Annotated in this window: 12 protein-coding genes and 2 pseudogenes; 9 read left to right on the top strand and 5 right to left on the bottom strand. The window is 58.2% G+C overall.

Features of this window, described 5'->3' with window-relative positions:
- Positions 1–172: 172 nt before the first annotated feature.
- The 4 genes from ACSFBL_RS28055 to ACSFBL_RS28040 form a co-directional block, all read right to left on the bottom strand.
- On the bottom strand, positions 173–1132 hold the full coding sequence (locus ACSFBL_RS28055) for an ATP-binding protein (RefSeq protein ID WP_435519100.1): 960 nt from the start codon (positions 1130–1132) through the stop codon (positions 173–175).
- 53 nt (positions 1133–1185) lie between these two features.
- Positions 1186–3030 carry a hypothetical protein gene (locus ACSFBL_RS28050; RefSeq protein ID WP_435519099.1) on the bottom strand — a complete coding sequence of 615 codons (1845 nt, stop codon included), beginning with the start codon at positions 3028–3030 and terminating at the stop codon, positions 1186–1188.
- The gene (locus ACSFBL_RS28045; RefSeq protein ID WP_435519098.1) at positions 3027–3725 is read right to left on the bottom strand and encodes a hypothetical protein; all 699 of its coding nucleotides are present in this window, start codon (positions 3723–3725) and stop codon (positions 3027–3029) included. The genes ACSFBL_RS28050 and ACSFBL_RS28045 overlap by 4 nt, the downstream gene beginning before the upstream one ends.
- Before the next feature lie 1975 nt (positions 3726–5700).
- On the bottom strand, positions 5701–5943 hold the full coding sequence (locus ACSFBL_RS28040) for a helix-turn-helix domain-containing protein (protein WP_435519217.1): 243 nt from the start codon (positions 5941–5943) through the stop codon (positions 5701–5703).
- 685 nt (positions 5944–6628) lie between these two features.
- Here ACSFBL_RS28040 and ACSFBL_RS28035 point away from each other — a divergent pair.
- From ACSFBL_RS28035 to ACSFBL_RS28000, 8 genes are all read left to right on the top strand, one after another.
- Positions 6629–7654 (top strand): AAA family ATPase, encoded by a 1026-nt coding sequence (locus tag ACSFBL_RS28035; protein WP_435519097.1) that lies wholly within the window; start codon positions 6629–6631, stop codon positions 7652–7654.
- A gap of 49 nt (positions 7655–7703) precedes the next feature.
- Positions 7704–8327, top strand: a complete 624-nt coding sequence (locus tag ACSFBL_RS28030) for a BPSL0761 family protein (protein WP_435519096.1) — start codon at positions 7704–7706, stop codon at positions 8325–8327.
- A gap of 303 nt (positions 8328–8630) precedes the next feature.
- A complete protein-coding gene (locus ACSFBL_RS28025) occupies positions 8631–9251 on the top strand; it encodes an antitoxin Xre/MbcA/ParS toxin-binding domain-containing protein (protein WP_435519095.1) in 621 nt (206 codons plus the stop codon).
- 13 nt (positions 9252–9264) lie between these two features.
- Positions 9265–9498: a BPSL0761 family protein gene (locus ACSFBL_RS28020; protein WP_435519094.1), complete on the top strand. Its 234-nt coding sequence runs from the start codon at positions 9265–9267 to the stop codon at positions 9496–9498.
- Positions 9499–9824: 326 nt separating this feature from the next.
- Positions 9825–10283 carry a hypothetical protein gene (locus tag ACSFBL_RS28015; RefSeq protein ID WP_435519093.1) on the top strand — a complete coding sequence of 153 codons (459 nt, stop codon included), beginning with the start codon at positions 9825–9827 and terminating at the stop codon, positions 10281–10283.
- Positions 10284–10340: 57 nt separating this feature from the next.
- The gene (locus ACSFBL_RS28010; RefSeq protein ID WP_435519092.1) at positions 10341–11048 is read left to right on the top strand and encodes a hypothetical protein; all 708 of its coding nucleotides are present in this window, start codon (positions 10341–10343) and stop codon (positions 11046–11048) included.
- Positions 11049–11341: 293 nt separating this feature from the next.
- Positions 11342–12031, top strand: a complete 690-nt coding sequence (locus ACSFBL_RS28005) for a hypothetical protein (RefSeq protein ID WP_435519091.1) — start codon at positions 11342–11344, stop codon at positions 12029–12031.
- Positions 12032–12236: 205 nt separating this feature from the next.
- Positions 12237–12575, top strand: coding sequence for an AbrB/MazE/SpoVT family DNA-binding domain-containing protein (locus ACSFBL_RS28000; protein ID WP_435519090.1), 339 nt, complete (start codon positions 12237–12239; stop codon positions 12573–12575).
- Positions 12576–13035: 460 nt separating this feature from the next.
- Here ACSFBL_RS28000 and ACSFBL_RS27995 read toward each other — a convergent pair.
- Positions 13036–13521 (bottom strand): annotated as a pseudogene (locus ACSFBL_RS27995) (OB-fold nucleic acid binding domain-containing protein); the annotation flags it as partial.
- Between the two features lie 164 nt (positions 13522–13685).
- Here ACSFBL_RS27995 and ACSFBL_RS27990 point away from each other — a divergent pair.
- Positions 13686–13935 (top strand): annotated as a pseudogene (locus ACSFBL_RS27990) (IS21 family transposase); the annotation flags it as partial.

The raw sequence follows: 13935 nt of genomic DNA, 5'->3' as shown, positions 1-13935 counted from the left end.
TCGAGAATTTCCTTTCGCTCTCCGAGAGCCTTCGAAAGAGCCACGCAGTCCGTCGTCAGTAGGAAGTCTCGATAGATCTTCGGCTTCACGAAATTTGATATGGCCAATTTTGCGGCCAGAGACGACTCCGACTCGTACGGGCGCAGCGTGCCTGGAAGCCAATTTACCCACATTACTTACTGCCTTCCGTTGCTGCATAATCGATCTGAAATCCCATCCGATTTTTCATGATAACAAACTCCTTATAGCCGCAGTCTTCCACAGCAATTGCTGCCAGCTCGGCGGCTGCTGTCTTTATGTCCTCTACCGAATTTGATAGCGCGGTTAGAAATTGTGTTGTCGCCGCAGCTACGTGATGCATGGGCACAGTCGTCGATTCCGAATGATCATTTCGCCCTTCAATCCAAATTTCTTGAAAAATATTCCACATAGTCTCTGCATAATCCTCTAACCTAAACGAGGGGTCTGAAACAAAATGAGCGACAAGCGGTTGCCTCTCACGAACAGGATATATGACGTCGTTGAACCCCTTTAGGCATATGCGAAAATCGTCCAAGCTTTCAATGCCAGAAAAAGTGGTCTCCGAAGAGAGAAAGCGATCCACAATTTGCCCCTGTGATCCGTCAATCAATTTCTGTTTCGCGGCCAGAAGCTCAGGTTGACCGAGAAATATAAAAAACACTCGAATCTTCTTTTCAATTGCCTCGTTCGAAATGTTTAAAATCCACTGCCAATGCATGAGTTTGAATGACTGCGCTTCATCGAATGAAATAACTACCATGCGCAAAGGACATCTCTGAGCCATAAGAATCAACATTTCCGATAGCCTGTCTCTTTTTTCGTACCGAGTACCTTTCATGGCATCGCGATGCTTTCCCACAACCAAAATGTGCTGAAAAAAATCTTTCTCTCCGGCAAACTCTTGCAGGCGCATAGGCACATGAAGATATGGGATTGAGCAACCGTAGAATTTTCCAATCGCCTTGACACACCATTTGACAGCGCAGGTTTTCCCGAGTCGCGGTAGACCAGTGATCATTCCCCCCTTATTACCGCGCGTTAACCAGCTCAAAATGACTTTGAACAGTTCTTCAGCTGGCCCTGTTTTTAAGTGAAAGGCGATGCCATCCATAATGTCTCCGCATATTTTCGCGATTTTTCTACGGCGTTTAATTACATCTGATATCATACGGGTCCCAAGTTGGCAAGAAAATCATCGATGTCAGCCGGCACTGACGCTTTGCCTCGATTCCTAGTTGGCGAGTCACTCTGCCGGGGTTGATCAGAAGGGGCCAAAGTATTATTTTTCGCAGCGCGCCCGATGACCGCCTTTTTTCGCGCCTCAGGAGCAGATTTAGCCGGCCGCGCAGCATAGAGCAGCAGAGCTCTGGTAATATCGGCAGCTCGATCAGCAAGGGTTTTGATTTCCGGGTCCGAATTCGCCCAGCTGCGAGTTGCCAGGCTGTGGGCTGCGTAGCTCCAGCGTTTTTCGATTTTGACTTCTCCCAGAATCTCACCGGTTTCGAGGAGGACAAGTTCGAGGACCCTCGGATCGCTGGCAGAAGTCATGGCGATTGCTTCCTTCCCGACAATTGAAGGCGTTCGATTCAGACAGGCGCCGTAGTAGCGGGCGCTCTGCCAACGGACCAACGGCTTGCCGTCATCAACGCCGACGAGAACCGTATCGAAAAGGTCGTGTTTTAGGACCGTCTGACGATGGTCAAGCGAGACTCGCCGCAGCTCGCAGCCGCGACTTGCCGCAAGTTGACGTAGTAGTTCGACGCGAGTGCAGTTGTACCCTTCGGCTCTGCAATTGTTGTGTGCGGCCAAGAGAAGGTCCACTGCGTCCTCCACACGATCGAGACTGAGTACCTTTCTGTTCTTCCAGTGATCAAAAGCGACTTTCTGAAGCAAAGAATAAAGACCCTCCACCGATGCGCGATAATTGGGAGATGAAACCGGCCCGAATACCGGAACGGCGTTCACTGCATTTTCGAGAGTCGATAGCGTCAAGTTCGAGAGATTTGCCTTCGCGTTGTCCACGTGAAACTCGTCGAAGCAGACGAAGTCTAGACCGGGAATACTAGAAGGAAAGACTTCGCCTTCTTCATACCCGACGCCGGGTAGATCTAAATCACGTTTCGCCCACGGAACCAAACAGTGACGCACGGCTCGAAGGACGTCAGATGAAGAATAATTGTCTCCGAGCGCAATTGAATACCCCAACACGACTTGCGTGACTCGTTCAACAACCGCTATTATCCAGATTCGCTTCGCCGGAATTCGCGTCACGGTGCCTGGAATTCGCCCGGGGATTTCGATGTAATAATCGACATCAAGCGAGTAGCCGTCGCATTCGACCTGAGAATATACATCGTCGATGTCTTTGGTGGTCCTTGAATATTGCTTTTCGAATCCGTCTTTTGATGCCTGTAACCTGGATGCTTTTGCGCTTCGAAGCTTCGCAATATATCGACGAACGGTCCTTTCCCCTCTGTCCTTTTTCGAATTGAAAGGAAATTCGGGGGCACGGATTCCTCCGTTGGTGGACGCGTTGACAAAAATGGAGTAGATGATCGCATCCGGTATTGGGCCGTCGATTTTTTTACCGCCGGGAGCCTTACCGTGGATCACTAAGTCATCAATAATTCGAACCAAGTCGGGGTGATCTCTGCTAAAGCGCTTGAAAACACCACTGGTTCCTTTGGCTTTGCTTTTTTTCCTTTTTTTCTCGTCACTCGGAAGCGATTCTCTTACCTTGTTTTCGCTGGAGAGTCTCTGGCGTGATAAGCCAACGCGATGGCCAAAATATGAGCCGTTGACAATAGTTCGCGCGCGAACGATAAATTCGCCAAAGCGGGTGCGAGATACTTGCGCCAGAGCGGCAGCTCGCATAGTTGTACCGCCGGATGCGTAACATTGAAATGCAGCTTGGATGCGGTTGTAGCGAGCCGCGCCGTCACCATCGAGCCCTAGTAACTCAGCGCGAGGCCAGGCTCGGAGTATTTCGGTAATGATTTCGCGATTCATTTCGAGAACATGTTCTCCGTTGAAAAGGCCGTGAGAGGGCTGAAAGTTCGCACATTAATGTCCGCATACAGCTTGCGCATGTACAACATGTGCGCGAGTGACGCTTTTATTTGCGTTGGGTCGATTTGGGGGAAAAGGCGGATAATTTCGTCCAAGTCTCGCCTTTTTGCCAGTTTAAACGCACGTGTTATCGCTTTCTCCAGTTGAACGTCTGGCGAATACCCCGGCACACAGAGGTAACGAAGCAGCTTCTCTCTACTTTGCTGTGCTGGGCTTTTTCGGTCGAGTTCGAAATCGCTCCACTCACGAATGTTAATATCCAACTTGGCGACCCATTCTTGCTCGTTGAGGGTACTTGGTGATGGATATTGCTTGGTAAAATGAATTGTAAAAACTCCGAATTCGTTTAGCGATACTGCCGCCGCTCTAAAGCTACCCTCGCTTCCGTCTGGTCTGAAGATGGAGGGTGGCTCGAAGTTAAATTTGGTGATCTCTTTGTCGAATTCGATTCTTGTCCAGAGGACATAGCGCTGCTCGCTGTAAAGGTAAATTCTTTCGTGCATTTTGAAAGAGTACACAGGATACAGCGAGGTGGTGAAGTACCGGCGCTTTGGTCTGGGGCGAGCTAAGAGTTGGCCAATCAGGTTGTTGGTCGGGTAGAGCGGAAGGTTGTCTTCATTTCGTTCTTCGGCCATGGCATTTGCGGTAGAGGAGGGGATTGGTGGGTGTATTCGGATTCAAGTCTGTCCTGAACCGAGGCAAAAATCCAGCTTTGCGTTGCGATAGCGCCGACTAGGGTTAACGCTAGTCGGCGGACTTTGGAATTATTGGCTTTCTGCCCTAATTTGATTTTGGCTAAAGTGCAGAAAATGAATGCCAATCGAACTTGGTCGCCGAATTCCCTTTTGCGACAAGACCTTACGGCGGCCTGCGCCAATTCCGCGGAGCTAGCCCACGTTTATTGGCGCTTTGATAAAAATGCAGCGACAGCGACGGATTGACCGCCAGCAGTTGAAGCGAAGGCGTTGCACCGTCGCAACACATCACGGAGACTGATTGGCAAGGTGGCCCGCCTGTTGCCGGGAAGTTTGCCGAGGCCGAAGATCTTCCGCCATCTTCCGGAGAGATGCGTCAATTGACTGCGTCTCGTTAGGACAGCGTAATTCGGCAACCGGTCGCCGGCTGAAGCCGTCTTCTGGTCCTTCGCGCGCGTTCACGAGGTACATAGGCCTGCTAAGCTCCACTTAATTTTTTGTTATGGAATTGTGTAAATTCCGGCAATTCTTGCTCGAAATGCGCTCGTGTTTCCGGAATTTCTCCTCGGTCAAAAAATGCCGGAACAGCCGGGAAAAGGTTTCGGTCACGTACGGACTGTGCCTACGTCGGATCGCCGACGGGTGCTGAGAACAACGCCAGCAAGCCGAAAAGCTCGTTTAAGCTTGCTCAGATTTGGCCGACTTGCGCATTTCGAAGAAAAAGGCCTGCTATCAGCATGATGGCTGGCCTTTACTGTGCTTTCTGAACTGGTGCTTCTTCAAAGCCGGTTCTGGAAGGGCCGCGAACCACCGCAGCGGGCCAAGGAATGGCTCGACGGCCGATTTCTTCGGCCCAGTTGACAGGCGTCGTCAGTTTTTGCGATCTTCGGTTGCATGCGCCCACCGCCGAGAAGCAACGAGCAACCGCTTGGCCAAGAATCTTTCGAACGCAGAAGCCTCGGCGAACGCAGCCGACATACGAGGCGAGAGGTCGCCATTCAACGACTTCGGGCGCTCATTGAAGAGGGCTTGACGTCCGGGCGTGGCCGAGAGGACGCCAAAGAGGACGAGCGGCAGCTTCTCGCTATCGCGCGCGGAGAGATGGCTTGAGAGCTGCACGCCGCACCTTGGGCGTTGTGATGTGCAGAAAGTGACGCCGGTGGGTCTCCGCCACCCCGACAGGGTGCGTGCAAGCGCCCCAGGGCGCTCGCAGTGTTCGGGGCGATAACTGGCCCTTACCGAGCCCAATCGGGCCGCGTCCACGGCTCAGCACGGCGCCGTCAGAGCGCCGTTACCAAGGCCGGCAACTCGACGGCGCGAAGATCCTGGCGGAGGTGACACACCTGCACCGCTATCCTGCTCGACGGAGTGCAGACATCGCGATGCGCCAGTCGAATCTGACCTGGCTGCGACTGAAATCGCCTCGACGTCCTGGTAGCGACTGCGCCCGCCCCTCTGGTGCCGGCCGCGCGGCGCGAGTCCCGTAACAAGTTCGTCGTGGCCATCGCGCGCGAACTCTCGGGCTTCATGTGGGCCATCGGCCATCGCGTCTTCGACGTGGTCCCGCGAGATGACAGTGGCACATACCACCAGGGAGGCGTCTATCGAACACCCCCTTGAGGCCAGATCGGGAACGCGGCGCAGCCGCGGTCACTGGGGAATCCTCGCGCATGCTTTTGTGCAGCCACGCAAGTGACCAAATCTCAGATTCTAGAAAGCTGGCAGCCCCGCGACGAATACACCATGTCGGTAGCCAATCCACGCATGCCAGCCTGCTCAACCGTCGCTCGCGCAAGTCGCTCCGCCGCGTTCCCACCCGACATTCGCAAAAGCTTCTGTTCGGCTCGCGCGATTTACAGGATCAAGCCGAATTAGCAATCGCACGCACGTAATGCGGGAAGTTCGCCTAGAACCGCTAGGCTCGTGGATCGTGAACAAGGGGGTGCAGCGGACCTTGGATGCGATGCTGAAACTCGGCATCGAAGATCGGTATGTCCAGGCCGAGTACTGCCAACCATCTGCGGAGCTCGAAATAATTGAGCATCCGAACGCCAGTCTCAACCTTCGTCACATCGCTCTTGCGAAGGTACGCAAGTTCGCCGATCTGCTTTTGGGTCAATCCGGCAGCCTGGCGCCACTCTCTCAAGATCTCTGCCATGACCTGATTCTCTCGGCTGTAGGTTGATCGCTTCATGGGTCCGCTTCTGTTCGACGGGCACCTTGTCAGCAGAGAGATAAAGTGCGAAAATCGCACCTTCGACAATGGCGAACGCCTCGCCATTTCGCAGTGTTCGGCGAGAGCACTCGAGACATTGGCCTGGAGCGGCGAATTCTTGGCGGAAAGACATTAACTCGTCGCGAGTGTGGCCCCATCCCGAAAGGGGGGCAAGGAAGGTAAGCATGGCAATGAGGCCTGAAGTGAAAGCGGAGGCGAGGCTGGTCAGCACAATGGCACTTGCGGGCCAGACTTTGGACAGGCAAGGCCGACTCGGCTTGGCCTACATCTTGATCGCGAAGCTCGCGACGAGAGGTATCTGCCGCACTCGCGAATTCATCGCAATGCGGCGAGGGGCCGACTCAGCATGACGGGCGAACGCAATCACGCCACCGAACAACTGCTGTCGGCCGGCTATGCGAAGTGCTCATGGATGTCGCTCGACCTTCTGTTGCCCACTTCGATCATCGCGTCGGTGCGGGAAGAGAACCTCCGACGAGCGCAGGAGCGAAGGCAAGCGGAGGAAGAAAAACGCGAAGCCTTGACCGTCAAGGAGGCGTTCGAGGCAGTCGACGACCAATCGACTGCCAAGAAGCGCCTCTTTGCAAAGGAAAGGAATGCGGACGACGTGGCCGCGTTCATCGCCGATTTCGAGAGGCCTCCGGAGATTGGTTTTCCGCCACAGATGTTCCAGGTGCTCCGGGGGCAGGAACTGTTGGACGCCGCCGCACGGGCGCAAGCGACGCGCGACGCGGACCATCGCAAGCACGAAATCGAAGAGCTGCGAAAGATCGCGGCGGGCGGCGCCTACCGCCGCGTCGCCAGTCCGGCACGCGAGCCCACACTGTGGGCCTACTCCTTGGAGTGGCTCAAGGAGGCGCACCCACACTTGCGGGCGGTGACCGACTTCGTGGCGAGCCGCGTGGCGGCGTCATTGCACAGTGTGCGGCCCCTGGCGATTCCGCCGATCCTTTTGAGCGGCCCACCGGGCGTCGGCAAGACCCACTACACCAAGGATCTGGCCGAAGCCTTGGGCGCGCCGATCAGAGTCCAGTCGATGGACAACGCCCAGGCATCGGCACTTTGGCTCGGGACCGAGCGCCACTGGGGCACGGCCGGGTGCGGGATCGTCTTCGAGGAGATCGTCTACGGGACTGTCGCCAACCCGATCTTCTTGATCGACGAGCTCGACAAGGCGCCGCGAGCAAGCCAATACGATCCCGTCGGACCGCTGCACACGCTGCTGGAACCGGTGACCGCCTGTGCCGTGCGTGATGCCGGCCTGGACATCACCTTCGATGCGAGCCTCGCGATCTATATCGCGACGTCGAACGACACAGACAAGGTGTCGGCATCGCTGCGCACGCGATTTCGCGAGTTCGTCATCCTGCCGCCGCGCGGCGAAGACGCGCTGCGTATCGCTCATGCGGTGGCAAGGAGGGCCGTCCAGAAACTGGGCGTCGTGGAGTTCGCGACACCCGAGCGCGCGCTGTCGCACAAGCTCGCGCACCTGAGCGCGCGCGAGATCTACCAGGTCGTCCAGGACAGTGCCTCACGCGCGGTCCAGAGCGGGCGACTGCAGCTGAGGATGTCTGACCTGCCCGCGGACGTCATCTGTGATGAGCCCGGTGCCCCTGGCCCCACGCTGCATTAGGGTCGAACGCGCCGCCGAATCCCACCCTCCAACTTCGAGGTACATCCCCATGACCTTGCCGCAAGAACGAATGAAGGCGTTTCTCCGTGTCGGCGAAGTCCTGCGGGACATCGCAAAGACCGACCAACACATTCAGACGTGGGGCGCCGAGCTACCTCAGCGCCTGGTGCACGAGGCCCAGTTGACGCTGCGTGACTACCCCAGCTCCCTGGAGCTCGAATGGGCGGCGGATGGACAGAGAAGCATGCACACGTGGATGGTCAGGGAAAAGGTTCGCGGCATCGACCAGCAGGACGACGTGTTTGCGTGCCTGCAGGAGGCCGCAGGGCGAGTTGCTGCCGACACGGCGTCCGACAACCTGCCATTCGACGGCGACACGTTCCTGCAGTCGTGGCTCGCTAACGAGCACCCCGCGCTTGCCTATCGCGCGCCGGCCGAGCTTCTGGACAAGACCAGCGATCCCGAAATGTTCGTCTGCCTCTTCGTGGCCGAGTACGCCGTGACGCGCGAAGCAAGACGGGTGTTTCGCAGCGTCAGCGAGGCCTATTGCTGGCTGCGCATAGGCCATCGCTCGCTGGGCGCCATTCCGCTCGAGATCCTCGGCACCGATGGTGGGCAGCAGAGGGTCATTGCCGAGTTGCGTCGAATCGCCAGTGGCGGGTCGGCGCGGTGACACCACCCAGTCGACTGCGTTGCAAACCCCAAGGCAAGGACCTCGTATGGCGATGACAAGGCCTCCCTCTTCGCCGATCACCGAGGTGCTTGGCGATCGAGTGACCTGAAAGGAAAAAGCACTTATGACGATGCCACACGAAAGACGCAGGGGCGGACGTGATCGGTCACGACGACGTGGCGGGTCCCATGCTGCATTGACGATGGCCTATTCGGCCGCTACCGAATTCCTTTCTTCGAGGATCCACGCATGACCATGCCACATCAACGAATGGACGCATTCTGCAGAGCCGGGGAGCTCCTCTTGAACATCGTCAAGCCCACCATGCACAGGGAGAGGTGGGGCGCGCAGTTGCCCAACCGTCTCGTGTCCGAGGCCGAAGAAGCCCTGCGGCACTACCCCAGTTGGCTTGAGCTGAAAGATGCGGCAGATGACCAGAGAAGCATGCACATCTGGATGGTCAGAGAAACGGAGGACACCCCACAACAGGACGAAGCGGTTGGCCGATTGGTGGCCGTCGCAGAACGGATCGGCGCGGAAATGTCCTCGGAAGGCGTGAGCCTCGACCATATGGGCTATCTGCACGCCTGGCTTGAGACCGAGCATCCAGCGGTTGGCTATCGACTACCGATTGAACTATTGTTCACGACAGGCAACCCCGAACGGATCGTCGAACTCTTCGAGGCCGAACATTCCATTGCACGTGAAGCGAAGCGAGTGTTCAAGACCGAAGGCGATGCATCCAGATGGCTGCGAAGCAACGACCGGTCCCTTGGAGGGATCCCGCTCGAAATGCTCGGCTCTGAAGCTGGTCGACTCAAGATCACGGATGAATTGCGTCGATGCGCGGCCGCCAAAGGAACCCGGATGGCCCGCGTGGCCAAGCTCGCGAAAGCAGCACAGAACGACAGTCGAACAAGCTGAAAGGGAGAGCGCCATGACGCTGCCATACGAAAGACGGAGGGCACTCGATTTTGCTGGCGAGTTGCTCAGGGAACTCGCATTCCAGCCTGCAAAGCACAAGGAGCTTTGGGGCGGGCACGTACCCAAGAGACTGCGGGAGATCGCCCGACACATCCTGAGGCACTACCCCGAGCCCTGGCAGATGGAAGCCGCCGTCAAGAACGACGAGCCACTGTGCTGGTGGATCAGCGACGAGCCGCCACGGTAACTCCGTCGCGGTCATTAAAGCGGCGCGCTGCCAGATGCCGGGAGAACGAGAGATGTTGATCAGGTTCACGTATCACGACTGCTCGTGCATCGCGCTGCGCAGTGCAATGGCGTGGCTGACGACCGAAGACCTGAGCGGCGGGGCGCAGGCAACGCCAGGGCAGTGGAAGGAAAGCGCCGATCCGCACATGCTGCATTGTGAGAAGTGCAGATCCTTGCTGGCCGCCATGTTTTGGATGCAGGGGTTCGATTCACTGAACGAGGACCGACGGTGCGGGCCTCGTAGGCCGTGCCCGCAAAGCAGCTTTCTCAATGCAAGGAAATCCAATGACATCGGTTGAACAACTGAAGGCGCGGTTCCCCTACATGTTCGAGGGCCAGGCGATCAGCATGGAGTACTACGACGGGTGGCTTCCGATCTTCGTGGAGGCGTGCGAGCAGATCGACAAGGTGCTCGGCGAGAACAAGCGCGGTTTCTTTTGGAGGCAAGTGAAGGAGAAATACGGCTCCGCCCGTTTCTACTTTCGCCTTGGAACGTCAAAGCGGCTCGTCATCGACCTGAGCGATGGCGAAGGGGGCCATTCTGTGTTCAAGAAGGCGACGAAGAAAGGAGATTCTGTGGCGGATCGCATCGACGCGATCCTCGACCAGGCGGAAGCAAAAACGTGTACGACCTGCATGGTCTGCGGAGCGCCGGCGGAAACCAAGCCTTACGACGGCTACTACTTGACGGTGTGCGCGGCGCACGTGCCGCCTGGACGGGGCCGTCGTTCTGAGGAATTCTGAAGATGCGGTGGCCACGGATCGGACTGAGCGCGGTAAAGCAGCGTTGAACTTCCAGCCATGCGCAAGGAAACAAAAGTGCACGACGACGCTTCAACTGCGCGGCGCGGCGCTGAACGGTCCCGTCGCAGGAACCTGGCCGCGGGGCCGTCCGCCCAGGAAGCGAGCGAGATGGAGGCACTTGTCGCTCGAGTCGCGTCTCTGCGCGAGGCATGCCGCCTCATCATGCACGAGATTGTTCGCGAGGAAGCGGCTCAACGCGTACCCGTGCACGAACGCATGACGATGCGACTATTCACGGTGGCCTCCGAACTGGAGCGCAAATCGCTGCAGGAGATGGTGAATCTAATCGAGCCGCAACGCCCCGTGGCCAGTCGAGTAGAGCTTGAACGGCGCGCGATCGAAGCCGTCATGAAGGGTACCCAGTGGCTGACCGGCGCCGAGATCGGGCGTCTCGTCAATCCGACAGTCGTCAATGTGCGCTCGACAGTGAATCGTTGGCAGGCGAACGGTCGCATCTTCGGGATCGACCATCGAGGCACGAAGCTGTATCCGGCCTACGCCTTCGACGCAACTTGGCAACCCCTGCCGGCCGTCCAGGAAATCCTCCGCGTTCTGACTGACTTCTCGGCTTTCAAAATTGCGTCTTGGTTCGAGTCGACCAATTCGGCGCTGAACAGTCGGCGCCCTCGGCTAGTCGTCGCGAGAGATCCTGATGCGGTGCTGGCGGCCGCTAAGTCCCACTTGGTGGGCACGATCCACGGCTAAGGTCCTAGGACACCGCGGTACGTCTTTATTTCGCTTTGATTGAAAGCTGATCCCATGCGTCCCTGGTCTTCCTCAACATCAACGACGTGCTCTGCATCAGACCGGATGATCGGGTGCGATCACGTCATATCCACCGTGGGGCGAATTGAAGACGGATCGATTGTTCTTTGCGACGTCGACGTCCGAGTGACACCCGACCACCTCAAGGCAGTCAGACGCGCGTTGAGCCGCTGAAAAGCTATGGGCCTTTCGCCTTTCCGAGTTGCTTTTTTCGTTCGAATCCAGGAGAGCCAATGCCACACGCCCAGGACATCGCCAAGGCAGACGACGCAGCCCAAGGCTCGCCTTTGGATACCCCACTCATTACGCTCGCGGTCGACATCGGTCTGGCCGTGGCACAAAGACTGGGTGAGCGCGGACTCCTGAATAAAAACTCCTTCACGGCGCCAAGCACTCTCGACGGCGCGGCGGCGCCGGCGGTCGATAATTTAATCGTCCTTCACGTCGCTCTCATGGCTACCACGGTGCTCGACGAGTCTCTGGGGGCTCGCACCATTGAGGGACGAGCACTTCGCATGGCTTTGATTGCCAAGCTGGCCAGGGATGAGATGGGTAGCGCCCAGGCGTCCCCGATCGCGGCGCAAGGTGCGACGCAGGATGAATGGCTGACGCCATCGCAGGCTGCCTGGAGGCTCAAGACTTCCCGATCCTTATTGTCGAAGCTCTGCAAATCAGGCCAGTTGGGCGAAGTCATGACGATCGACAGTGAATATCCCCAAATCCGGGCATCTGCCGTCCAAGCCTATCTGGATCGCCACGCTAATCAGCACGAAGATGCAAAGTCGCCGCCGCAGGCCGCCGTCGCCGCCGCGAGGAATAACCATTCTGACGGACGCCTCGCGAACATGCGCCCTGCAGAAGTTGTTCCCGCAGGCACCAAGAGAAATGCCCCTGCAAAGAAAGCCCGCAAGGGCCGTCGGTGAACGTCGCGATGCCTTCGTCGTCCAACATGCTGCGAAGCACGGGCTGCTTCCGACGGGAAGCAAGAGGTGCACGGCCCCCGCGCAGCAGTCCTTTGGCCTCACTTCGTGATTCCGCCTCCGTGCGAACGTGCGACATCTGTCCGTTGTTGCGTCTCGTTGGGGGCGATTCATTCGGCGACCGTTCTGACAACGTCAAGGAAGTGCGATGAGCCAACGAACCCTGCGCATCATCATGTCGGAGCCCTTCCGCGACTACATTCATGGCCGCGTCGCTCGCGGCGGTTGTGTCAACACCAGCGAATACATCCGCGAGCTTGTTCACCGTGATCAGGAAACGCAGGCCTACAAGCGACTGCGCGACCTGATACACGGGGATGCAGTTCCAGAACGAAAAACGGGGCACCACTGCACGTTGACGAGTTCAGGGCGGATAACCATTCCCCGAGAGATTCGCGATCGCCTTGGCTTGCAGGCGGGAGACGAGGTGTCATTCGCCGTTCTGGACAATGGTTTCGTAGCCGTGCGGGTTGGCACCAGCGTATAAGGGATCTTGCAGGTTCGTTGCCAGTCCTGATCGGTGCGTGTCGTCGGCACCATAGACCCGCAGGTCCGCGATTCACGCTTGAGGTCCTTGATGCGCTGCTGTGCGACGGTGGTCGGTCGTGGCCGTGCGCCGCTGTCGAGTTCGCCCTGGCGCGCTCACTTGCACAGCGTCTCGCCGGTGCGGCCAATCTTGCCGGCGATCGATTCGATCGCCGCCCACTGCGACGGATACTGGTCCTTCGGGCGTCATCGGCCACGCGCACCGCGCGATCCAGGACCCCGGAGGAAACCTTCGGTGAGTTTCTTCTCTTGGCTCCGTTCTCAATCGAAGGAGCCTCCTCAAACGGCGCGGTTCACGCCGACCCGAACCCCATCGCCAACAGCAATCTGGAATCTCGTGCCCACGACCGATGCCGAGGTGCTGCTTCCCCGGTCCGTTCTGGCGCCGTCCGGACCGGCCTCTAGTGAAAATCCCTCGACACTGTCGCCAGCCTGCCGAGCATCGGCGTCAGGTCCTCAAGCCGCTCCGCGACCAAGCTGCGCAGTTCGCCCTCGCGCTGCCAAGTCCCGTGTACGGCCAGCAGCCTCGCATTGAGCAACTCCTGGCGCTGCGTTTCCCGCAAGCTCCGCCACGCGATGACCTGCACGACCCCGGTCTCGTCTTCGAGCGAGACGAAGATCACTCCCTTGGCTGTGTCCGGCTGCTGCCGCAGGGTCACGAGGCCGCAATAGCTGACTTCCTTGCCGTTGGGCAGGTCGTGCAGGTCGGCCGCCGACATCAGTCCCCGTTTCGATAACGCCGGCCGGAGCAAGGCCAGCGGATGCCGGCGCAACGTCAGCCCGGTCGCTGCATAGTCGAACATGATTTCCTCGCCCTCCGGCGCTGGAGGAAGCTCGAGCATGTCTTCGTCGACCGGCGCACCCCGGAGCAGGCGCGGCGTCGCACGCTGCTGGACGGCGACACTCTTCTTGTCCGGTTGAACGACAACCATGATGGCCGGTGGTGAGGAGTCGGAGGCGGCGTAGCCGCCGTAGACGACGAGCCACCGGCGGCGCCGGATTGGGCGGGGTTCACGATGACGGGTTCAGGTCTCAAGAAGAGGTCGGTCCCGTGTCAGGTCCTCGAATCACCGATCAGCAGGTACGCCTCTACATGAACACCCGCAAGACGAAGTCTCAGGAGTTGGCCGCAGCCAAGGCCGGCATCAGCGTGCGCAGCGCGAGACGCATCGAGAGCACGACGACGCTACCCTCACAGAACCCTCGGCGCTACTGGCGCTCCCGAGCCGATCCGTTCGGCGAGGTCTGGGACACCGAGGTGGTGCCGCTGCTCAAGGCCGCCCCCAAGTTGATGGCCGTCA

The organism is Variovorax glacialis (genome assembly GCF_051216375.1).
Lineage (GTDB): Bacteria > Pseudomonadota > Gammaproteobacteria > Burkholderiales > Burkholderiaceae_C > Variovorax.
Note: the sequence above shows the minus strand (reverse complement) of the source record. Positions and strands in the feature narration are given on the sequence as shown.